General features: G+C 64.8%; 17 protein-coding genes. 5 read left to right on the forward strand and 12 right to left on the reverse strand.

Features of this window, described 5'->3' with window-relative positions; genetic code table 11:
* Positions 1–137: 137 nt before the first annotated feature.
* The 7 genes from ACX80L_RS08300 to ACX80L_RS08330 all read right to left on the reverse strand — a co-directional run bounded on the left by ACX80L_RS08300 (position 138) and on the right by ACX80L_RS08330 (position 10,610).
* On the reverse strand, positions 138–1,028 hold the full coding sequence (locus tag ACX80L_RS08300; protein WP_459288957.1) for a diacylglycerol/lipid kinase family protein: 891 nt from the start codon (positions 1,026–1,028) through the stop codon (positions 138–140).
* Positions 1,029–1,138: 110 nt separating this feature from the next.
* Entirely contained in the window at positions 1,139–1,597 is a 459-nt protein-coding gene (locus tag ACX80L_RS08305) for a DUF4383 domain-containing protein (RefSeq protein ID WP_459288959.1), read from the reverse strand.
* 295 nt (positions 1,598–1,892) lie between these two features.
* Complete coding sequence (locus ACX80L_RS08310) at positions 1,893–5,078, reverse strand: glycoside hydrolase (RefSeq protein ID WP_459288961.1); 3,186 nt, start codon at positions 5,076–5,078, stop codon at positions 1,893–1,895.
* A gap of 41 nt (positions 5,079–5,119) precedes the next feature.
* Positions 5,120–7,159, reverse strand: a complete 2,040-nt coding sequence (locus tag ACX80L_RS08315; protein WP_459288963.1) for a beta-galactosidase — start codon at positions 7,157–7,159, stop codon at positions 5,120–5,122.
* Between the two features lie 171 nt (positions 7,160–7,330).
* Positions 7,331–8,680 (reverse strand): ABC transporter substrate-binding protein, encoded by a 1,350-nt coding sequence (locus ACX80L_RS08320; protein ID WP_208739474.1) that lies wholly within the window; start codon positions 8,678–8,680, stop codon positions 7,331–7,333.
* Between the two features lie 50 nt (positions 8,681–8,730).
* A complete protein-coding gene (locus ACX80L_RS08325; protein WP_244186329.1) occupies positions 8,731–9,600 on the reverse strand; it encodes a carbohydrate ABC transporter permease in 870 nt (289 codons plus the stop codon).
* Between the two features lie 71 nt (positions 9,601–9,671).
* Entirely contained in the window at positions 9,672–10,610 is a 939-nt protein-coding gene (locus tag ACX80L_RS08330) for a carbohydrate ABC transporter permease (protein ID WP_133080159.1), read from the reverse strand.
* A gap of 95 nt (positions 10,611–10,705) precedes the next feature.
* Between ACX80L_RS08330 and ACX80L_RS08335 the strand changes: the two genes are divergently transcribed.
* Positions 10,706–11,740, forward strand: coding sequence for a LacI family DNA-binding transcriptional regulator (locus ACX80L_RS08335; RefSeq protein ID WP_459288966.1), 1,035 nt, complete (start codon positions 10,706–10,708; stop codon positions 11,738–11,740).
* A gap of 877 nt (positions 11,741–12,617) precedes the next feature.
* Here the strand turns inward: ACX80L_RS08335 and ACX80L_RS08340 are convergent.
* On the reverse strand, positions 12,618–13,502 hold the full coding sequence (locus tag ACX80L_RS08340; protein WP_459288968.1) for a TIR domain-containing protein: 885 nt from the start codon (positions 13,500–13,502) through the stop codon (positions 12,618–12,620).
* A gap of 390 nt (positions 13,503–13,892) precedes the next feature.
* Between ACX80L_RS08340 and ACX80L_RS08345 the strand changes: the two genes are divergently transcribed.
* On the forward strand, positions 13,893–14,483 hold the full coding sequence (locus tag ACX80L_RS08345; protein ID WP_459288970.1) for an abortive infection family protein: 591 nt from the start codon (positions 13,893–13,895) through the stop codon (positions 14,481–14,483).
* A gap of 11 nt (positions 14,484–14,494) precedes the next feature.
* On the opposite strand, the gene ACX80L_RS08350 is transcribed toward ACX80L_RS08345, so the two are convergent.
* Entirely contained in the window at positions 14,495–15,595 is a 1,101-nt protein-coding gene (locus tag ACX80L_RS08350) for a HEPN-associated N-terminal domain-containing protein (RefSeq protein ID WP_459289342.1), read from the reverse strand.
* Positions 15,596–15,822: 227 nt separating this feature from the next.
* On the opposite strand from ACX80L_RS08350, the gene ACX80L_RS08355 reads away from it, so the two are divergent.
* Positions 15,823–16,284 carry a hypothetical protein gene (locus ACX80L_RS08355; RefSeq protein ID WP_459288972.1) on the forward strand — a complete coding sequence of 154 codons (462 nt, stop codon included), beginning with the start codon at positions 15,823–15,825 and terminating at the stop codon, positions 16,282–16,284.
* Positions 16,285–16,338: 54 nt separating this feature from the next.
* Here the strand turns inward: ACX80L_RS08355 and ACX80L_RS08360 are convergent, their stop codons facing one another.
* Positions 16,339–17,208 carry a hypothetical protein gene (locus ACX80L_RS08360; protein WP_459288973.1) on the reverse strand — a complete coding sequence of 290 codons (870 nt, stop codon included), beginning with the start codon at positions 17,206–17,208 and terminating at the stop codon, positions 16,339–16,341.
* An 849-nt stretch (positions 17,209–18,057) separates the two neighbouring features.
* Here ACX80L_RS08360 and ACX80L_RS08365 point away from each other — a divergent pair.
* Both ACX80L_RS08365 and ACX80L_RS08370 read left to right on the forward strand, forming a co-directional pair.
* A complete protein-coding gene (locus ACX80L_RS08365) occupies positions 18,058–18,600 on the forward strand; it encodes a hypothetical protein (protein ID WP_459288975.1) in 543 nt (180 codons plus the stop codon).
* Between the two features lie 23 nt (positions 18,601–18,623).
* A complete protein-coding gene (locus tag ACX80L_RS08370) occupies positions 18,624–18,899 on the forward strand; it encodes a hypothetical protein (protein ID WP_459288977.1) in 276 nt (91 codons plus the stop codon).
* Positions 18,900–19,553: 654 nt separating this feature from the next.
* Here the strand turns inward: ACX80L_RS08370 and ACX80L_RS08375 are convergent.
* Positions 19,554–20,321 carry an SCO1664 family protein gene (locus tag ACX80L_RS08375; RefSeq protein ID WP_459288979.1) on the reverse strand — a complete coding sequence of 256 codons (768 nt, stop codon included), beginning with the start codon at positions 20,319–20,321 and terminating at the stop codon, positions 19,554–19,556.
* A complete protein-coding gene (locus ACX80L_RS08380) occupies positions 20,321–20,869 on the reverse strand; it encodes a DUF3090 domain-containing protein (RefSeq protein ID WP_133080173.1) in 549 nt (182 codons plus the stop codon). The genes ACX80L_RS08375 and ACX80L_RS08380 overlap by 1 nt, the downstream gene beginning before the upstream one ends.
* Between the last annotated feature and the right edge of the window lie 4 nt (positions 20,870–20,873).

A 20,873-nucleotide genomic window follows, 5' to 3' on the forward strand; every position in this document is an offset into this window, starting at 1 on the left:
GCGAGAACACCGGGGCGACGGAGACGCGCGCCTTCTCCTTCGAACTGAAGGAGCCCGATCCGAAGCCCGTCGACGGTCCCGCCTCGCTGGGCCCGCTTCCTCGCTGAGCCGATCGTAGAGCGCCCCTCGGCGACCGGTCAGCCGAGGATGGACAGGGCCCGGGGGACGCTCTCGATGGTGACGTCCGTGGCGGCGTCGACGGACTTCACCTCGCCGTCGAGCTGGTAGGGCAGGGGCTTGAGGGTCGAGAACCGGTACCGGCTGAAGCTCGGCTGGTCGCCCAGCCCCTGCGTCGTCGCCCGCAGGGCGGTGAGCAGGATCCGCCACTTGGCCATGTGCGGGAAGGTGATGACCTCGAACTTCCCGTCGGTGGGCTGGTCTCCGGCCTCGCTCAAAGTCGCGTACTTGGCCATCTGGGAGATGTTCGCGAACACCAGGCTGTCGAAGGGGCGGCGCTCGCCGTCGCTCTGACGGATCTCGAAGGGCCTGAACTTGCGGAAGGTGCGTGCCACGGAGAACATCTCCTTGATGGCGCCCTTGCTGCCCTTCTCCAGGTCGATCGCCACGACGGGGGTCAGCCCGAATCCGATGTAGGAGTGGGCGTACATCGCGTCCGTGTCCGATGAGCCGATGCTGATGCGCAGCACGTCGATCGTGCGCACCTGGCCCTCGATGATGGCTTCCGCCAATGGCTTCCGCCCGGTGACGCGGCTGTGGTCGTTCGCGTTGCCGGCGGCCAGGACCGCGCAGACGGCGTCGTCGCTGCCGCTGGACATCACCCCGTTGACCACCTCGTTGTAGCCGCCGTCCCCGCTGACCGACACGATCAGGGCGTTGCCGGCCGATGCCGCGTCCCGCGCGAGGTCGATCGCGTGCCCGGCGTGCTTCGTGGGCTGCAGGACGACCTTCGTCTCCGGCAGGGCCGGCACGAGTTCGCCGGACAGCTCCTCGGCGAGCGTGGGAGCGTCTCCGGTGCTGTTCGGATTGAAGATGATGGTGATCGTGTCGAACCTGCGCGGCGACTCCATGGTTCTGCCTTTCGGGATCGGGAGTGGGATGGGACGCCAGGGGCCCCGGACTGCGTGAGTCCGGGGCCCGCTGACGCCGCTCCTGTCCTGCGGGATGCAGGCGGGAGGGATCAGGCGCGTGCGGTGGTCCGCTTGGTGTTGCGGGTGAGCAGCAGGGCCAGGGCGATCATGCCGACGCCGAGGAAGAAGTGGAGCCAGTTGTCCGCACCGTTGAGGGGTACGAAGTTGCCGGCGGAGTTCTGGTCGATGACCAGGCCGTAGATCCACAGCACGAGGTAGATGATGCCGCCGTACAGCAGGTAGGAGCGGGCGCCGCTGATGGTGCGGGCCATCGCGATCCCGGCCACGCCGAACAGCAGGTGGACGATGTTGTGCAGGATCGACACCTGGAACAGGCCGAGGAGCAGGGCCCCGGACTCGTGGCCGGCGAAGCTGAGCTGGTCGTACTGGCTGGTGATGCCCGGGATGAACCCGAGGAGTCCGACGAGCAGGAACACCGCTCCGACGGCGAGTGTTGCTTTCTGGACGTTGGTGCGGGTGCCCGCGCGGGGCGTGTCTGCAGTGGTCATGGTTGTTCTCCCAGGTGGTGCGAGTGGTGCCGCTGCGCTGTGCGGTTGCTCCGGGTGGCGCGGCGGAGGGTCGTGGACGGTGAGACCTGCCGGAACGACGGCGCGTCCCGTCCTGGAGGGACGTCGTCGCTGGTCGATCCCGGCACAGTAAGCCTACTTGGTATCTCCGGCGGCGTGAACTGGATCTTCGGGCAGCCTGCCGGACGGTCCCGGGAGTGGGCGGAACGACGGCGGGGCGCCCGCTGCTGCGGACGCCCCGTCGGTCGGTCAGGCTGTTCGAGTTGTTCAGGAAAAGCTACTTCGTCAGGTCCACCCGGTAGGTGTTCGTTGCCGACCCGTCCTCGCTCGTCACCGTGACCACGGCGGTCCTGCCGGCGCCCGAGGGCTGCGTCACGGACACCGTCGCGTACGGGTCTGCCGGGACGGCGGACACGGACGGGACCTTGCCCCGCGACGGCACCGAGTAGCTGGGAACCGCGGGATCGAAGCCGGCCACCGGGGTGCCGCCCACGCTGATGGAGGCGAGGTCCGCATCCGACGACTCCGCGGGAACGGCGCCGAGGACCTCGATCTCGCTGACCACCATGTGGGTCTGCGAGCGGGCCGTCATCACCACGCGGATGCTCGACGCCGCAACGCCGTCCAGCGGCAGGGTCACCGCCGGGGCGGGCGAGCCGGCCGGGACGCTGACCGGGCCGCCGGCGTCGGCCCACGCACCGTCGGCGCCCTGGACCTGCAGCTGCAGGGTCTGCGCGTAGCTGTCCGAGGACCCGTCGCGGAAGAAGTGCACGACGACGCCCCCGAGGGTCTGTGCCTCGGGCAGTGTCACGGTCAGGGTGTCGGCGGTATTCTTGGTGCCGGAGCGCCAGTTGGACCACGCCTTGTCGCGGGTGTCGCCGTTGAACAGACCTGCCGTGCCGTAGCCCGGCTCGGTGAACGTGGCGCTCGCGGTGGTGCCGCCGTCGTCGGCCACGTTGTCCAGCGTGCCCGCGGTGACCTGGATGCGGACGGTCGCCGGGAGCGTGCCGCCGTTGCCGGCGTCGGCCGTGCCGGTCAGTTCGTAGACGCCGGGTGCGGGGTAGCCGACCGGGGTGTTCCACGTGACCGGACGCTCCGCGGTGCCGCCCTGGCTGCCGACAGCGGTCACGGTGGCGGGCAGTTCGGGCAGTCCGTTGACCACGGCCTTGGCGCGGGCCGGTTCCGTCGAGACGAGGGTGTCCACGGTGACGGTGAGTTTTACGGGGAACTGCGTGCCGGTGACGTCGGTCGCGGTGCCCTTGACCTTGACGGTGCCGGGCTTCCTCCAGCGGTTGTCGTTCGGGATCTTCCACTCGACGGGAATCGCTCCGCGTGCGCCGTCGCGGTACACCGGCGTGACGGTCTCCGGCAGCACGGGTGCCGTGCCGGGGACGGTGAACGCCGTGGTGTCCTGCACGGAGAGCACGGTCTCGTCGATCAGCGTCCAGCGCTGGTTGGCGCCGGAGTTCGCGAGATAGAGGGTCACGGGTGCGCCCTCGGTGGTCTTCCCGCCGCCCACTTCGAGCAGCAGGCCGGTCTCGGCGTTCACGAACGTGTAGGTGCCGTCGCCGGTGGTGGAGGCGATCCATGCGGCGCGCGGGTTCGTCCCTGCGGGAGCGACGACGGCGGCGCCGCCCTCGTCGGCGAGCTGCGAGGCGCCGTCGAGCGTGGTGATCGAGTAGCGCTCGCGGTTGCTGTCGTCCTCGCCGAGGCTCGTGAAGCGGAACAGCTGGTTCGCGTCCGCGGGGTCGCTCGCGCTGATGACGGCGGTGCCGCCGGTCGGCTCGATCGACCTGCCGCTCTGCACGCCCTGCAGCCGGTACACGTGGCCGTCCTGGAGGGCGGCCGCGTCCTCCGCGACGCCGGAGACGCCGTCGACCACGAAGGTGGTGACGGACTCGGCGGGCGCGGTGACGACGGCGGAGCCGTTCTCGATCGCGACCGGTGCGCCCTCGACGAGCGCGCCGTCAGCGTCACTGACCACGGGGGTCACGGTGGCGCCGGGTGCGACGGACCCGAACTTCGAGAAGTCGAGGACCACGGGCTTCGCGTCGGTGGACTCGTTGATGTGGACCACGGCGGCACCGGTCCCGGTGATGGCGGCGGTGGTGTCGTCGTCGTTCACCTGCACCAGGCGGTCACCGGGCTGGATGTAATGCGTGTAGTTCCGCACGGTATTGAACTTGGTGTTCGTGTAGATGGGGCAGCTCTCGAGCGTGTCCGCGTCGGTGCAGTCGAAGGGCATCTGGATGCTGCCCCAGTTGGCGCCGGCAGCGCTCTCGCCGCCGGGCTTCATATTGTCGTAGTCCTCGACGGGCTGCCAGAACACCCAGGCACTGGGCTCGAGCTCGCGGAGGTCGTCGGTGATGCGCTTGGCCATGCCCAGGCCCGGCTCCATGCTGGTGAAGCTCTGGCCGTTGCCCCAGGAGCCCTCGACCTCGCTCATCCACAGGGGCTTGTCCTCGCCCTTGGCGATGTCCCTCACGGTGGTGCGCTGGCCGGTGCCGTAGGTGTGCACGTTGAGCTGGTCCACGAGGTCGCGGACGTCTGCGGGGTAGCTGTTCCAGTTGGTGGCGAAGATGCCGGGGTTGGTCTCGTCCATCGCGGAGATCGTCGCATCGGTGCTGGCGGCGTCGAGCTTCGGGGCGAGGTTCTTCAGGACCTGCTGCTGGAGCTGCGGGCCGATGTGCGCGCCCTCCTGGCGTCCGCCGACCGGCTGTCCGCTCGCGTCGAGGCGGGTGCTCCAGTAGTTGGTGTTCGGCTCGTTGAACGGGTCGAGCGTGTCCACGGTGATGCCGTGGGCGTCCTCGAGCTCCTCGACCACGCGGACCAGGTAGGAGTTGAAGTCGTCGATGCTCTCGGTCCTCAGCTGGTCCTTGTTGGCGTCGAAGCCGCCGGAGACGTAGCCGCTGACGGTCTGGAACCAGGGCGGCGAGTTGCTGAACGCCTCCCAGTGGGTGATGTCCTGTTTGATGCGGTCGATCCACCAGCGCTGCGTGGCATCCGCCTCGAGGTTCCAGTCGGCGGGGTCCTCGGGGTTGAACCAGTCCGTGTCCTCGCGTGTGGTGCCCTCGGGTGCGTTCCACCAGCCCTCGACGGCGCCGCCCGGGCGCAGGTAGTCCTTCACATCGGGAGCATTGCCGCCGCCGATGTTGTACCGGGCGATGTTGAGGTTCAGGCCCTCGGGCCCGAACACCAGCTCCGCGAGGCGGTTCCGGATCTCGTCGGGGTAGTCGCCGGTCGCGTTCGCGAACCACACGAGGCTGGTGCCCCAGCCCTCGAACTCCTCCCCCTGGTAGGAGGGGTCGGGCGTGAGGGTCAGCGCGCCCTCCGGAACGGCCGGCGGTGCGGGCGGGGCCGGGGGCGCGGCCTGCGCCGCACCCCCGATCAGGGAGGCGGCTGCCAGGACGGCGGCCACCCCCGTGGCTGCGGCCTGAGTGGCGCGCCTGGATCGATTCGTCATTGAACGGGTTCCTTCCAGCAAGGGTGGATACTGCGGTGGTCCTAGGTGGTGCGCGAGACCTTCCTCGTGAGGACGGCGACGGAGCGGGGAGCCAGCTTGGACTCCTCGCCCGCGAGGATGTCGCCGTCGACGCCGGTGATGTCCACCGGCTCGTCGGTGCGGTTGATGAGGAAGACATAGTCGGCGTCGTCACCGGTGCGCAGCACTTGCTCGACGGCGCCGCGCAGCTCGGCGGGCAGCTCGCTGGTGATCCCGGCGCGGGCGGCGAGGTCCGCGAGGACGGGCTCGAGGCCCGCGGCGCCGAGGCGAGCGCCCACGTAGGCGGCGCTGCCGGAGCCGACGGTGTTGCGCGTGACGGCCGCATCCCCGGCGTGCTCGCCGGTCGTGTAGCGGGTGAGGACCTCGACGCCGTCGGCGCGCGGCAGGACGCGGTCGGCCCAGAGCGTCGCCGTCGTGCCGTTGTCCAGGGAGACCTCGTCGCCGTCGAGCAGGGGGCCGAACTCGTCGATGCGCACGCCGAGCAGGTCCGCGAAGGCTCCCGGGTAGCCGCCGAGCCAGATGTGGTCGTTCTCGTCGGTGATGCCGCTGAAGTAGCTCGCCACGAGGTGCCCGCCGTTGCCCACGTACTCCTCGAGGCGCGCCTTCAGCGCGGCCGGGACGGTGTGCAGGATGGGCGCGACGACGAGGCCGTAGCCGGCGAGGTCGGTCGCGGTGGGGACGACGTCGGCGCGGATGCCGAGGGCGAGGAACGCTGAGTACCAGTCGAGCGCCTCCTGCTTGTAGCGCAGGCGGTCGGACGGGTGGGAGTCCTGCTCGGAGGCCCACCAGGAGTCCCAGTCGAAGAGGATCGCGGCGGGGGCAGTGCTGCGGAGGGAGCCGACGACGGCGGACAGTTCGCCGAGTTCGCGGCCGAGGGCGACGACGTCGCGGAAGATCGGGCTGTCCTCACCGGCGTGGGGGACCATCGCGGAGTGGAACTTCTCGGCGCCGGCCTTGGACTGCCGCCACTGGAAGTAGCAGACGGCGTCCGCGCCGTGGGCCACGTGCGTGAGGGAGTCGCGGCGCAGGGCGCCGGACTTCTTCGGGGTGTTGACGGGCTGCCAGTTCACGGCGCTGGTGGAGTGCTCCATGAGGAACCACGGCTTGCCGCCGGCGATGTTGCCGGTGAGGTTCGCGGAGAAGGAGAGCTCGTCGACGGCCTGCGGGCCGGGGACGAAGTAGTGGTCGTTGGCGACGAAGTCCAGCTCGGCGGCCCAGTCGGCGTAGTCCATGCCCTTGGTCTCGCCCATGACCATGAAGTTGGTGGTGATGGGGGTGTCCGGGGTGATGCTGCGCAGGATGTCTCGCTCCTCGCGCAGGTACTGCTTGAGGGCGTCCGAGGAGAAGCGCTTGAAGTCCAGCTGCTGCGTGGGGTTGGGGTGCGAGGCGGCCTGGCGCGGGGGCAGGATCTGCTCGAAGCGCGTGTAGCGCTGGGACCAGAAGTCGGTGCCCCAGGCGTCGTTGAGCGCGTCGATGCTGCCGTAGCGGTCGGTGAGCCAGGTGCGGAAGGCGCGGGCGGCGTCGTCGGAGTAGTCGTAGATGTTGTGGCAGCCGAGCTCGTTGGAGATGTGCCAGGCGCAGACCGCGGGGTGGTCCTTGTACCGTTCGGCCATCGCGGTCACGAGCTTCAGCGCGTGCTCGCGGAAGACGGGGCTGGTGGGGCGCCAGTGCTGGCGCGCGCCGGGCCAGAGGGTGCCGCCGTCCTGCGTCACGGGGAGGATCTCCGGGTGCTCGGTGGCGAGCCACGGCGGCGGGGAAGCGGTGGCGGTGGCGAGGTCGACGGCGATGCCGTTGGCGTGCAGGAGGTCGATGACCTCGTCGAGCCACGCGAAGTTCCAGCTGTCCCGCTCGGGCTGCAGACGCGCCCAGGAGAAGATCGCCAGCGACACCACGTTGACGCCGGCCTTCCGCATGAGGCGCACGTCCTCGTCCCACGTCGCGCGCGGCCACTGCTCGGGGTTGTAGTCGGCGCCGAAGGCCATGCGTGCCCGGTCGGGCTCGGACGGCCAGCGCAGCCAGCGGTGGGGAGTGGGTGTCGACACGGTAGTGCTCCTTGACGGTGATTCTCGAGGCGTTCGGGCGCGGTTGCGCCTCCCGCCGTCATCGGGCGCTCCTCGGACAGGGGCGAGGGCGACGACGGCGGGATCCAGCGGTGAAGTGGAACGGACCGGGCGGGTGCGCGCGAGCTCCCGCCCGGTCCGGGTTCGGTGGTACTACTCCGAGACGGTGAAGCCCTGCTCGGTGCCGTACTTGATGCTCGCGTCCTGCCAGCTCTTCAGCCCGTCCTTGAGGGGGGTGTCCGAGACGTAGGCCTGGCCCACGGTGTCGTTGAAGATGCTGTTCGCGTAGACCTGGAAGGGCAGGTAGGACCAGCCCTCGGAGACGTTCTGCGCGGACTCGGCGAAGATCTCGTTGGCCTTCTGGCCGCCGAAGTACTCGAACTCCGAGTTCAGGAACTCCTCGGACTCGAGCGCGGCCGACGTCGCGGGGAACGCGCCGCCGTCGATGCGGGTCTGGACGCCGTCGCCCACGTTGGCGTAGTCGAGGAAGGCGTACGCGAGGGCGCCCTGCTCGCTGGCGGCCGGGATGGTGAGCGAGCTGCCGCCGTTCTCGGCGCTCGCGGTGCCGCCCTCTTCCCACTGGGGGAGCGGTGCCGCACGCCACTTGCCGGCGGCCGCGGGGACGCCGGAGGTGAAGTTGCCGGGCATCCAGGCGCCGGTGGCGAGGGTGGCGATGGTGCCGGTGCCGAGGCCCTGGTACCACTCGTCGCTCCAGGAGCTGATGGGGGCCAGGAGGTCCTCGTCGAGGAGCTGCTGCCAGGTCTCGGCGAACCTGGTGGAACCCTCGTCGGAGAAGTTCACCTTCACGTCGGTGCCGTCCACGGTGTACGGCTGGCCGCCGGCCTGCCAGATGAGGCTGGTGGCGAATCCGGCGTCGCCCGTGTCATTGGCGATGTACACGTTGGGGTCCGCCTCGTGGAGCGTGCGGGCCGCCTCGACGTACTCCTCCCACGTGGTGGGGACCTCGACGCCGTACTTCTCGAAGACCTCGGTGTTGTAGAACAGGGCCATGGGGCCGGAGTCCATGGGGAGGCCGTAGATGCCCTCGTTCGCCTGGACGGAGCTCCATGGGCCGGGGCTGAAGGTGTCCTGCAGGTCGCCGGCGCCGTAGCCGCTGAGGTCCTGGACGGACTCGGCGAGGGCGAACTGGGGGAGCGCGTAGTACTCGACCTGGGCGACGTCGGGCACGCCCGAGCCGGCGGCGATCGCGTTCTGCAGCGCCGTGTACTGGTCATTGCCGGTACCGGCGTTCACGAGGTCGATGTTCACGTTCGGGTGCTCGGCCTCGAAGTCCTCGACGACCTTTTCCAGCGTGGGCTCCCAGGCCCAGACGGTGAGGTCGCCACCCTTGTCGAGGGCCGCCTGGACGTCGTCGGCGCTGACCTCTGCGGGTGCTGCGCCGCCGGCGTCGTTCCCGCCGCCACCGCAGGCGGTGAGGGCGAGGGCTGCCGCGAGGGCCAGTGCCGAACCGCGCAGCACCGCCGGGGAGATTTTGCTCTTCATGGGGTTCCTTTTCACTTCATCGTTCACAAAAGGGGTTTTCGGGAAGGGTCTTACTCTTTGACGGCGCCGGCGCTGAGGCCGGACTGCCAGTAGCGCTGTAGCAGCAGGAACGCTGCGATCAGCGGGAGGATGGTGAGGAGGGAGCCGGTGATGACGAGGTTGAAGATGGCCTCGCCGCCGGCCGTCGAGGCCTGCGCGTTCCAGGCGTTCAGGCCCAGGGTCAGCGGGTACCAGGCGGGGTCCTTCAGCATGATCAGCGGCAGGAAGTAGTTGTTCCACGTGGCCACCATGGTGAACAGCAGCACCGTGACGATGCCCGGGCCCAGCAGCGGCAGGCAGATCTGGAAGAACGTGCGGAACTCGCCGGCGCCGTCCATACGGGCCGATTCCAGCAGTTCGGTGGGGATGGCCTCGGAGGCGAACGTCCACATCAGGTACAAGCCGAAGGGCGAGATGAGCGACGGGATGATCACCGACCACGGGGTGTTGGTGAGGCCCATCTCGCTGAACATCAGGAACGTGGGGACCGCCAGGGCCGTGCCGGGGACGGCGACCGCGCCGATCACGACGGCGAACACGGCCTTCTTGCCCGGGAAGCTGAACTTTGCCAGGGCGTAGCCGCCGAGGACGGCGAGGAACGTGGCTCCGCCGGCGCCCAGCACCACGTACAGCACGGTGTTGAGGAACCAGCGGCCGAAGATGCCGTCGTCGTAGGCGAGGGTGTCGCCGATGTTGCCGAAGAGGGCGAAGTCGCCCGAGAACCAGAGGCCGAAGGAGGTGAAGAGATCGGCCTGGGTCTTGGACGCGTTGATGAACAGCCAGACCAGCGGGATGAGGCTGTAGATCAGGACGATCCCGGTGAGGACGGTCAGCAGGACGCTGCGCTTCGGGTTGTCGACGCCGCGGCGCGTGCTCTTCATGCGCACGTAGCCGGGCTTCTGCCTGCTCTTCTGCTTGTCCGTGCGGGTGGGCTCGACGGCGACGCTCATGGTCAGCTTTCCTTCCGCATGCCGCGCAGCTGCACGGCGTAGGCGATGACCATGGTGATGACGCCCATGATGATGGCCACGGTGGCGGAGTAGTTGTACTGCTGGCCGGAGAAGCTCAGCGAGTAGGCGTACAGGTTCGGGGTGAAGAACGTGGAGATGGAGTTCGGTGCGAGGCTCTGCAGGATGGCGGGCTCGTTGAAGAGCTGGAAGCTGCCGATCACGGAGAAGATGCCGGCCACCACGAGGGCTCCGCGGATGGCGGGGAGCTTGATGGCGGTGACGAGGCGGAACTGGCTGGCGCCGTCGATCTCCGCGGCCTCGTAGAGGGACTTCGGGATCACGCGGAGGGCGGAGTAGAAGATCAGCATGTTGTAGCCGATGAACTCCCATGTGACGATGTTGCCGATCGAGGCGAGGATCAGTTCCGGGGAGAGCGGATTCGGCAGGCTGATGCCGAGGGCGCTGTTGATGTTGCCCACCAGGCCGAACCGCGTGCCGTACATGAAGCCCCACATGAGGCTGGCGACGACGGCGGGCACCGCGTACGGCAGGAAGATCGAGATGCGGAAGAAGGACTTCCCGTAGAGCCGGCCGCTGTCCAGGGCCAGGGCCACCAGGAGAGCGATCAGCAGCATCACGGGCACCTGCACCGCGAGGAACAGCGTCACGCGGAGGAGCGAGGACCAGAACTGGGGATCCTGCAGGGCCTGTGAGTAGTTGGCGAGGCCCACGAAGCCGTTGCCGCCCACGAGCTGGTTGCGGAAGAAGCTGAGGAAGATCGAGTACGCGATCGGTGCCAGGAAGACGAGCGCGAAGACCGCCATGAACGGGCCGATGAACAGCCAGCCGGACCAGGAGCGCTTCTGGGGGCGCTTCTGCGCTCGCTTGGCGGGCTTCGGCTGCGTGCCGAGCACGGCCGGTGGGGGAGACGCCGTCGTCATGGGTGGATCCTTCTGACTCTGTCGATGATGTTTGCGTAAACATAGCAGGGCTCAGAGCCGGATGTTTACGTAAACATTGTTGTTACGATGGTCACATGTCCACTCCATCGCGTCAACACCTCGTCCGTGAGGACCGGCGCGTCTCGATGTCCGACGTCGCCCGCCTGGCCGGCGTCTCGGCGCAGACGGTCTCGAGGGTGTCCAACGGCAGCCCCGGCGTCATCGAGTCGACGCGGCAGCAGGTCATCGCCGCGATGGACGAGCTGGGGTACCGGCCGAACAGCGCCGCGCGGGCCTTGAAGCGGGGGAGCTTCCGGACGCTCGGCGTCATCCTGTTCACGCTGTCCACCACCGGGAACGTGCGCACGCTCGAGGCCATTGCGGCCCGCGCCGCGGAGGAGGATTACGCCATCACGCTGATCCCCGTCTCCGCGCCGACGCAGGCCGGTGTGCGGGGGGCATTCTCACGGCTGAACGAGCTGGCGGTGGACGCGATCATCGTGATCATGGAGGTCCACCTGCTCGACGCCGCCACGGTGTCCCTGCCGCCCGGCGTCCACGCCGTGGTGGTGGACTCCGATGCGAGCGACGGCTACAGCGTGATCGACACGGACCAGGCGGACGGCGCGCAGAAAGCCGTGGAGCACCTATTGGACCTGGGGCATGCGACGGTGTGGCATGTGGCCGGCCCGTCGGCGTCCTTCGCGTCGGAGCGGCGCGTCAACGCCTGGCGTCAGACCCTCGCCGCGCGAGGCTGCGCTGAACCGCCGCTGCTGCGGGGGGACTGGTCGGCGGACTCGGGGTACCTCGCAGGGCTCACCCTGGCGTCCTCCGACTGCACTGCTGTGTTCGTCGGGAACGACCAGATGGCGCTGGGGGTGCTGCGGGCGTTTCACGAGAAGGGCATCCGGGTGCCGCAGGACGTCAGCATCGTGGGTTTCGACGACATCCCGGACAGCACGTCCTTCAGCCCGCCCCTGACAACGGTGCACCAGGACTTCGCAGAGGTGGGCAGGCGTTGCGTGGACAAGGTGCTGAAGCAGATGCGGGAGAACTCGACGGAGCCGGGGCGGGAACTCGTGCCGACACGGCTAGTGGTGCGGGAGAGTACTGCGGCGCTGGCTATCTAGTTCCCACATCACGCGTCACCGGGGACGCCGCTTCTGCCCCTAGGAATCGCACGCTCCATGCCGGATTGGCGTCACCACGGGAGCAAAGGTGTCTCGCAAACAACGGGCGTGTCGCGCGTTCGGGTCTCTGCTTGCGAGACATGGTTGCGAGGCGAGGCGCACCCATGTCTAAGCGAAGGCGGACGTGTCTTGTCCAGGTGTCTTGCAACCCACCGGTTACGAGACGATAGCTGTAACTGCTTGTCTGAGGTCTAGAGGTTCCCCCACCGGTGGACGGCCTTGAGCTTTACCCGCCTACGGATGGATGAGCTTACAGACTCAGCCGCATCTAAAACCCGCGTAGCCGCGGCGATATACAGGCGTTCAGCTCCGCGAGAACCAAGTCATAATGGTGCTGCAAAGACGGGCGGATCTCAAACAGCGAACTGAGAGCCGCAAACTAGGCAGTAAAACGGGCTAGTCGAAGTCTCTGGGACTTTCACCGGTTCATAGGCGTGGCATGGCGATGCAATGATCGTCATATCGTCCTTTTCCACAAGAGGCATGGCGGAGTCAGGTATATCGAATTTTCTGGTCTGCTTCACCGAGAAATGCTTGTTAGATGCACCTCGGAACACGCCGTTCAACTCGTCCTGCATGGACCTGAGGGCTGCTGGCATCGCCGCCTGTTGGATGTGCTCGACTTGATCCTGAGTGAACCAAGAGCCTGGGGCTGCAGACTGCCCGCATAGTGGGCAGTGATACGTCTCCGGGTCTGGAGCTTGCTCTGATTCCTCACTGGCCGGCCCGTGATGCCATTTGAACTCCTGTGCGCAATGCGGGCATTCCCGCCGGAGAAATCCGTCGTGGTCCAAAGGGAAGGAAACCGGGATCTCCATCAGGCACCGCTCACAAACTCGGTCTCGTTAATTGCTACCCCGTCCGCGGTCGTGCCGGTGATGAGGATATTGAAGTAGGGCTTGGAGCCGCCGAAGCCGGGCGGCATCTTCTGAAGCGCAACCACAGACTTGCCCTGCGGAAGGGTGGGTACGGGAAGGGAATCAGTCTCTCTAAATAGTCCCGGTTGTTCACCTTCCGCTGGATGCACATCGAGATTGAAGACATCCCCAGGGCCACTGTTGGTAATAATAACGTCGCTCATTTTGTTACCACCACGTTCATTCAGCCGTGCAGACAAACGAGGACGCCCAGACGCCTCCGAGGAGGGCAGGCGTCGTCCTAGGGGCAGTCCGGCACCAGGAGCGGAAGGGGGCGTGAGATCACCAGCTGTGTGCCAATCAGTTCCGTCAGTGTTGACCGAGCAGCCGGCCGTCCGCAGACGAGTCGCAAGTTCCTGACGCTTCTGCGTCGAGTTATCAAGACGCACCACATGTCGCCCATGTATGTCGCTGAAGCTCTTGATATGACCCAACTCCACGATCACTGTCCGATCCGGATCGCGGCCCATCGCCATACCTGCCTCGAACAGTACGTTAGGGCGAGGCTGCATCTGAGGCGCGCACTCAGGATCCCCTGGGTAAGTCAGCGACTCATGAAGATGTGCGATGTCATCTGGAGTCTGAAGGACGACAACGGCACTGGCAGCACCGAAAGCAGCATTGAGAACATCTCCAATGTATGGAGACCCCTGGCCCGTCATTGCGAGAGCTTGAGACCACTCCAGCGGATTGAGGCCGATTGACCTCAAAAAATCGAAGATAGCCTTCCTGGCCGCTTCGTTGCGCCCATGGATTACAAAAACTGCGCGTGGATCGACCGTCATGATGCCGCTTTCTCGAGAACCTGACCCAATAGTATCGAGGTGGTCAGACAATCTGCACCCTCAGGGGCTTCGTGTGAAAAATACGCAGCAACCGGAGACGCGATGGTGCACGCCACACATGGCAGCGCTGAAGAGCATGCATCACCGACTGCTTGCACGGGGCACAATTAGCCCATGAGCGCACCCTTGAATGACGAGGTAGCCGCAGCCTTTCGACAATTTTTCTTCGCAGGCGATGGACCCTCACACTCCGTATTGACGCAGGCTTTCCTTGCCTCTGGACTGTCAGAGCATGACCCATATGACCCGACGACTCAAACCCCGAACAAGCAGCAACGCGTGCTTACTGTCTGCCGCGCTGCTGTGCGTCACTCCACCAACGCACGAAGCTTGGTCGATCGTCTGCTCAATGCCCTTCGGCTCAACGGCAGCTTCAGCTTCCTAGGGGATGAGCAGCGGGTTCATGACCTCCGTGCGGCGTTAACACATGCTGGGTGGGGCCTGTCAGAGGATGGACGACTGGAGCAGCTCGGGAAGATCGATCTAGAAACTGGCGGCCGCGCCGCACTGGACGAGCAACTCCAACGCTTGCGAAGGAACATAGACGACCCAGCCGCAGTACTGGGCGGCGCCAAAGAACTGATTGAGGCGATCGCAAAATTTGTACTTGAAGAGGGAGGACTTACTCCAGACCCGCGTATACCGTTTCCTGGTCTCATCGATCTCTCATTCGAAAGGCTAGGCCTACTTCCTGCGGTACTCAACGACTCGGTTGAGGGCGTGAAGCAGATTCGCGAGATTTATAGGTCGGCGAAGAAGACTGTTATCGCCGTTAACGTGCTAAGGAATCTTCAGGGGACAGGCCATGGCAGGACGCTGCCCACGGGAGTGACAACTGAGGCGGCACGGTATGTGATCCGGGAGACAACTCACGTCGCCGAACTGATGCTTACGACCCATGACCGTCAGATGGGGAGGTAGAAATTGGCGAACTATTGTTGATCTTCCTCTACCCAGGGCGAGGTGTTTGCAAGCGGACCGCGTTGCTGACTGCTAGGAGTAAGCCCCAACCATGCCCTCGCATTGTTAGCCCATCCTCGGCTCTGCTCTACACACCCCTCGTTATCGACAAACAGCACGCAGTTTATCACCCTTCCGTCTTTGGCTGATCGCCAAAGAACTCCCATCGCCCGATTGCCCTCGGCGTCTCGAAAGAGTTCGCGGATATGTTCGGCCACGATCTGTGTAGGCACATAGTGCTGGTCTTCGTCATCTCCTGCCTTGGCAGTTTTGCGCACGTCGGCTGCGAAGCCGTGAAGAAAAAGCAGGTTCACTCGCCGATGGCGTTCGGCGGGATCAAACAGGGATGGAATTTTTGGCAGGTCAGCCAGATCGATAACGAGCATAGGGCGAGCAGTTTCCCAAGCGGCAATCGTGGCATATTCGGAGGAAGTGTATCCCTTGATCTCCGCCAGAACCCCCTTTCTGCTCTTCGCACCATAGAAAACGCTCTCACCAGCCGCACTCATGCGATTCGTCTTTGCTGCCACTGGCGGCGGGCTACCTAAATCCTTAGCCGAAAAGAAGTGCTCTACTGACTCATGTGGCCGTGAGCGGAACCAGCGAGTGCCTGCCGGGAGAACTCGAACCAGTTCCCCCTGCTTGATTGTCGTAGTCAGTACGGCAAGCATGTCCTCCGGTGGTATCTCACCCTCCTCCCGCCGTTGATCCGCATCTGGAGACGGAACATGCAGATCCTCGCGCGGCACTCTGGCTACATACTCACGGAAACCGCTCCAGCCCCAAGACAAAGCTTCGACTGGTGATGAGCGGTATGGATTGAGCTGACACCACGGGCCAGCGATGGACGTTGAAAGATCGGCTCGGAGAGACGTATTGTCCGTAACATCAAACTCATCGAGTAAGTCCCAGGTGTCATAGACAAACAATTGATACCCACCCTCCCTGCCGTCATACCCCACGCCCTCGTCGTCCGGACCGCCGTGTTCCGTTTGGAAGCCTTCGTGGATGGCATCGGCAAGGACATCAACCGGCGCTGCGATGAAAGACGCCTGGGAAGGACGCGAAGGCAGCCGAGTGGCACAGCATCGAGGCCGAGGCCGAGGCGTACCGGAACCGGTACAACATCGGCACCCACGAGACTGCGCTGATCCCCAAGCAGTACCGGGACGATCCGACCGCGCAGCGTCTCATCGAGCGCGCCACCGCCCTGCACAAGCACAGCGAACACACCACCGTCGCACCGTGGACGGCCACGCAGATCCAGCAGGGTGCAGACGAGGCAGCGATCGTGGACCGCATGGCGACCGAGCAGGCAGCAGCCCGGCGCGTCATCGACCGGATGCGTTCAGAACGCGCCACCGCCGGCGATCCCCTGCCGGCACCGCAGCAGCGCGAGGCACGGATCGTGGACGCCGTACAGGCCGAACCAGCACCGCAGCAAGGCGACGACATGTCGGCCGCCGTCGCCCGGGTGCTCGCCAGGCACCGCGCGGCGGCCGGAGACGCTGCAGGCGAACTACCGTCCGATGTGAAGAACCAGAGTCAGAAGGAGACAACCGTGAATGAGCACGACAGCACTGCTGCACGTCGTACCAACGCTGCCGGAGGGCTCAGTCAGCGACAGGCCGACCTCATTAACAGCAGGAAGGCGACTGCCGCGGAGCGTCAGGCACGTCAGGCTGCAGCGGGCAAGAACGACGCGGCAGCAGCGAACCGTCGGGCGGACCAGGCGAAACGGGACAGCGGACGCTCGCTCTAAGGCTAAGCAACCGGTCCGGCCCGGAGGGTGCCGTGACGAGAATCAGTTAGACGTTTAAGCCACCGGAAGCGGGGCCTGCTCCTCAATGACAGATTCCGGCCACAGTCGCTGCAAACGCTTATCCCCAGTGGAACGGACCCAAGAACGATCCATGTAGTCGGTGAAGATTACGGCAAGCCTGCCGGTGATTCGTTGATCATTATTGAAACCGGTCCACCGGGCGTCCGTGGTCACTTCTGCGAACTCGAAGGTCAGCCTCATCATTTCGCCCGGCGCAAGGCTACCGCATATCCACAGTTGCTGATTTTCAGACAGCAGATATGGATGATCCACCATTTTTCTCCAAGATATAGAGCCGTCATTATCCGTGCTAAACATATCCTGTGGCCCCAAGCCTCCGTAAACAACTTTCGCTTTCACGTCAGGAATCTTGACCTGTATGTCTTTGATTTCTTTCTCGCCATAATTGGTGATGTACAAATTTACACCATCAACAAAAGTCGGATCGGGTTGCTCATTTGGGTACTCTGGATCTATGGGGTTGGTCGACGCAACTCTTGTCTTAAGGGCGTCCGCAATACTACGGGCCTCGGCATCACGAGCATGTCGCGCAATGCGTTTTTCCTCAGTGTCACTAAGGTATTGCTTCGCAGCGTAGAAGACTGCGGATACGGTAGCGAGAAGCCCAAACCATGCAGCCCACGCCGCCCAGTCATCGGCAGTGCGAGGCAGCCAATAACTACCTTCTGACGAGCGTTGTAGCGTGTTTAGGACTGTCAGTAAAATGAATCCACCGAGGAGAGGTGCAACGAGTTTCAGTGCGCGAGCTAGATTGCGTTCGGATCTATTTTCAACTGTCTCATAGACGCGACCAGCTTCTCGTTTTTTCACGCTGGTCAGGTTGTGACTTTTATTCCGGTTCACGGTCCCCCATTATTTACGGCGCTTCCAGCCGTCTCGTTCTAAATTCCGGACCTGAGTTCCGGTGCCTGTATCACCCTAGGGGGCTGGTAGAGGAGACGAGGCGCAACGGCACCTACCCACGTACTGCGTGTCGAGTAGGTAACCAACATTAGGGAACCCAGCCCCAGGTCCAGTCAGTTGGAGGGGCTTCGCACGCCAGCGTCCTTCAGGCTGTCTTCGGCTGATGCGATGTGCCGCGCTTCCCAAACGGGCCATGCTTTGCAAAGAGGACGGTTGGATGACTGGCGAAGTCACCGACCCGCCATGACGACATTCCGCCGTCCGCGTAAGCTTCCAGCCACCGCTCCTGCAGCAAAACGTGAACGGTCGACTATTGAATTAAAGCGTTCAGCCTTATCTTGTCGCCTCAGTCCCATTGGGAGGACCGTGATTGCCGCATTTTGGATAAGGGATGATGTGCGGACGATAGAATCGGCAGGCTCGCAGCGTAGGAAGGCAGGGTAGGTTCCCGAGGTTATGGACGAGACGGAGATGCAACATGTCGTCGACAGGCTGGTGAGGGCGCTTGAGGGCTTAGCGCCAGCTTCCCAGCGGGGCCCAGACTGGTGGGAGCCTTGGGCAGCGTTCGGTTCCTACGCAGCTCTTTTGGCCGCCTTGGTTGCCTTCATCATCGGCTCGCGGTCCTTGACCCAGCAACGCCGGGCGCTGCGGGTCACTGTGCGCAGTGACGCGCGGAACCTTAGGCAGAAGCGCGAGGCTGACGCTAGGAGCGAGTGGTGGCGGAGGACGCAGTGGGCTCTGGAGGCAGCATCGAGTGATAACACCACGCTCTATGGCTACGGTGCAGGGATGCTGGATCTTCTGGCTAAGAGCGAGCTGGCAGGTCCTAAGGACAAGGAACTCCTAGACGCGGTCTGGGAGGTTACCTCTACCGAGATGGAACCAGAAGGTATCCGTCAGTTGCTCGAAGATGCCCGTACCCAAGACGGACTGACTTATGAGGAAATGACGTCGCTGCTGAGCTATGACGAAGCCGCCGCTGCTGTGCTGGATGGTCTGCAGGAACAGGCTCGAGAGCTTACATACGAAGATTTGGCAGCGATGCTCGCTGTCTACTCGGCTCCGAGAAACGAGCCCGAGTTCGAAGATGTCGACGTTGATCCCGGCCCCGGCCCCGGCCCAAGCCCCGGTGACGGCAACGACGAAGCCACCCGGGCCGCTGAACGCGTGGAGAAGAGCAACCATCAGCGCAACGATGGGCCCGATGAAGAGGTCCCTGCTGCTGGCGCCGTGCCTGCTGCCGACGGGCCGCCACCTACCAAGGCTTCGGGCCGCCGTGGATCGACCGCAGTCAGCCGCTCCGGTAGACGGTCCAACAGAGGCAAGCGATAATGGAGCTAGCAAGGAGGGTTGACATGACTGAACGACACACCAGCAACGCATCCCGCAAGGACCAGGTGTTTGACACACTGCGACGCGAGATCCTTGCAGCGCGCTTGAAGGTCACTTTGGACGAACAACTCAAGCGCCCGACGTCGGTGGAAGTGCAACGACTGTCCCAAATGAAGCTCCCACCCATCGTGAGGCGCATCCCCGACAGGGCTGCTGGCCAAGACATGCAGTCAAGCGCTTCCGCGAGCGAACGACCTGCTACAACGTTTGCCCCAGGCATCGCCACACGTCAGCGTTGATGCTTAGCGACACGAGGTCTTCGTGACTATCTAAAAAGTCCCCTTTGGTACGGCCCGGAGGAGGGTCTTTTATGTGCGGTCTGCTGGTGTTACTCCGGCTACGATGTCGTCTCTAGTGGGTCGAGGTTCCAGCCGTCGGCGGCCTCGCTAATGCACTAGAGCTCGACTACAACTGACAAATTCAAGTGTGCGGATACTGCCTGCACACTTAATCGTGGCGTTAGATACCCGACGCGGCAGGTCGCGTACAAATTTCGGGTGCGCTGACTCGGTGCAGTATCCGTCCACAGCAGTCGAGGGCAAAGACTCTAATTCGCACCAGGGAAAACAGTCACACTATGCCGCACATGCTCGGTCGTTGTGAGTCACCGATGGCTATGCCCACCTACACGTACGAGAACCTGCCGGCAGGGAGCAACGCGCCCTGCCGGTGGCCGATGACCTTACAACAGTCCTGAACCAGATCACGTTCATGAGCACGGAATAAGAGCGGTTCAACCCCTTCCCAAACCATTACCTGACATAAGGTCAACTATCGGTGCTTGGAAGTCTTTTCACGACTGGAACTGTGAGCTACTGAAAATGAATTATCGGGGAGCTAAGTGGAGGGTCGCGTAAATCGGCTTTGGTAGGGAACCAAGTTCGTCAGCTCGCTCAGAACAGCGGCCAGGGCACCGCCGGCATCTCCCCGCGCGGAGGCGGGAATCGCTCGGTCGCTCGCAAGGCCGCGCATCGTGCAGCGAGCGACGCGATCTCCTCGGCGGTGAGCAGGTCCGCGAGGTCACGACCGAGCGACCCCTGAAGCCCGTCGCGGACACGATCGATGCCCTCGAGCTCCTCGGCCGTCAGCGCGTCACCCACCCAGCCCCAGAGCACCGTGCGCAGCTTGTGGTCTTGATGGAATGTGAGCCCGTGGTCCACGCCGTACCGGTGTCCGTCGCCCATCGCGAGGATGTGGTCGCCCTTGCGGTCGGCGTTGTTGGCGAGAACGTCGAATACCGCCATCCGCCGCAGTGCCGGGGTGTCCTCGTGGACGAGGGCAACGATGCGGCCCGTCTCGTCCTGACCCTCGAGGACCTGCTTCCAGCCCGTCTCCGGCACGTCATCCGCGGCGACGAGGTCCACCGCGTCCTGGTCGGGGTCCGTTTCCTGCCAGAGCTGCACCATGCCCTCGCCGAACGGGCCGTCGCGCAGCCACGTGCGCGGCACGATGTTCCAGCCGAACACCTCAGACACGAGGTAGGCGGCCACCTCTCGGTGGGCCAGGCAGCCGTCGGGGAAGTCCCACAGCGGTTTCTCGCCCTTGATCGGCTTGTACACGACCGCCGTACCGCCGATGCTGCCCAGGAACGTGGCGTTCGACGCCGTCGTGATGCGGCCCGTGAGGGTCAGCTCGGCGGTCACCAGGTCGGGCGCCGGCATCAGGCCTCGGGGAGGGTGCAGATGTGCCCTTCGGCGTCGATGGGGTAGCCGCAGAGCTCGCAGATCGGACGCCCGGCGCCCACCACCTCGCGGGCCCGCTTGGCGAAGGCGCGGGCGGTGCCGACCGGCATCCGCACCCGCAGCATCTCGGCGGCGTCGACGTCGTCGTCCTCGAGCAGCGCCTCGTCGTCGTCGGCATCGGAGAGCGGGTACGCCTCGATGACGATCTGCGCCGTCGTCGGGTCCCACCCCAGGCTCATGACACCGGTGCGGAACTGCTCCTCGACGGTCTCCAGCTGGTCGTTGTCGACGAGCTCGATCGGAGTGCTCGTGGGAATGCTGAAGGGGTTGCCGTCGAGGGCGATGAGCTGGTCGAGGACCTCGTCGATCTTCTCGGCGAGCTGGGCCGACTGCTGCTTCTCCATCGCGATGCTGACGATCTGCTTCCCTGTGCGCACCTGCAGGTAGAACGTGCGCTGTCCCGGAACGCCGATGGTGCCGATGACCACCCGGTCGGGCCACTCGAACTCGTGAACGGTTGTAGGCATAGGA

Source organism: Arthrobacter sp. MDT1-48-3 (assembly GCF_054511015.1).

Bases quoted from the DNA above. Each gene is read 5' to 3' on its own strand.
- ACX80L_RS08300 (WP_459288957.1), bottom strand. From the start codon at position 1,028: ATGGAGTCGCCGCGCAGGTTCGACACGATCACCATCATCTTCAATCCG.
- ACX80L_RS08305 (WP_459288959.1), bottom strand. From the start codon at position 1,597: ATGACCACTGCAGACACGCCCCGCGCGGGCACCCGCACCAACGTCCAG.
- ACX80L_RS08310 (WP_459288961.1), bottom strand. From the start codon at position 5,078: ATGACGAATCGATCCAGGCGCGCCACTCAGGCCGCAGCCACGGGGGTG.
- ACX80L_RS08320 (WP_208739474.1), bottom strand. From the start codon at position 8,680: ATGAAGAGCAAAATCTCCCCGGCGGTGCTGCGCGGTTCGGCACTGGCC.
- ACX80L_RS08325 (WP_244186329.1), bottom strand. From the start codon at position 9,600: ATGAAGAGCACGCGCCGCGGCGTCGACAACCCGAAGCGCAGCGTCCTG.
- ACX80L_RS08330 (WP_133080159.1), bottom strand. From the start codon at position 10,610: ATGACGACGGCGTCTCCCCCACCGGCCGTGCTCGGCACGCAGCCGAAG.
- ACX80L_RS08335 (WP_459288966.1), top strand. From the start codon at position 10,706: ATGTCCACTCCATCGCGTCAACACCTCGTCCGTGAGGACCGGCGCGTC.
- ACX80L_RS08340 (WP_459288968.1), bottom strand. From the start codon at position 13,502: ATGACGGTCGATCCACGCGCAGTTTTTGTAATCCATGGGCGCAACGAA.
- ACX80L_RS08355 (WP_459288972.1), top strand. From the start codon at position 15,823: ATGGCGACCGAGCAGGCAGCAGCCCGGCGCGTCATCGACCGGATGCGT.
- ACX80L_RS08365 (WP_459288975.1), top strand. From the start codon at position 18,058: ATGCTGGATCTTCTGGCTAAGAGCGAGCTGGCAGGTCCTAAGGACAAG.
- ACX80L_RS08370 (WP_459288977.1), top strand. From the start codon at position 18,624: ATGACTGAACGACACACCAGCAACGCATCCCGCAAGGACCAGGTGTTT.
- ACX80L_RS08375 (WP_459288979.1), bottom strand. From the start codon at position 20,321: ATGCCGGCGCCCGACCTGGTGACCGCCGAGCTGACCCTCACGGGCCGC.
- ACX80L_RS08380 (WP_133080173.1), bottom strand. From the start codon at position 20,869: ATGCCTACAACCGTTCACGAGTTCGAGTGGCCCGACCGGGTGGTCATC.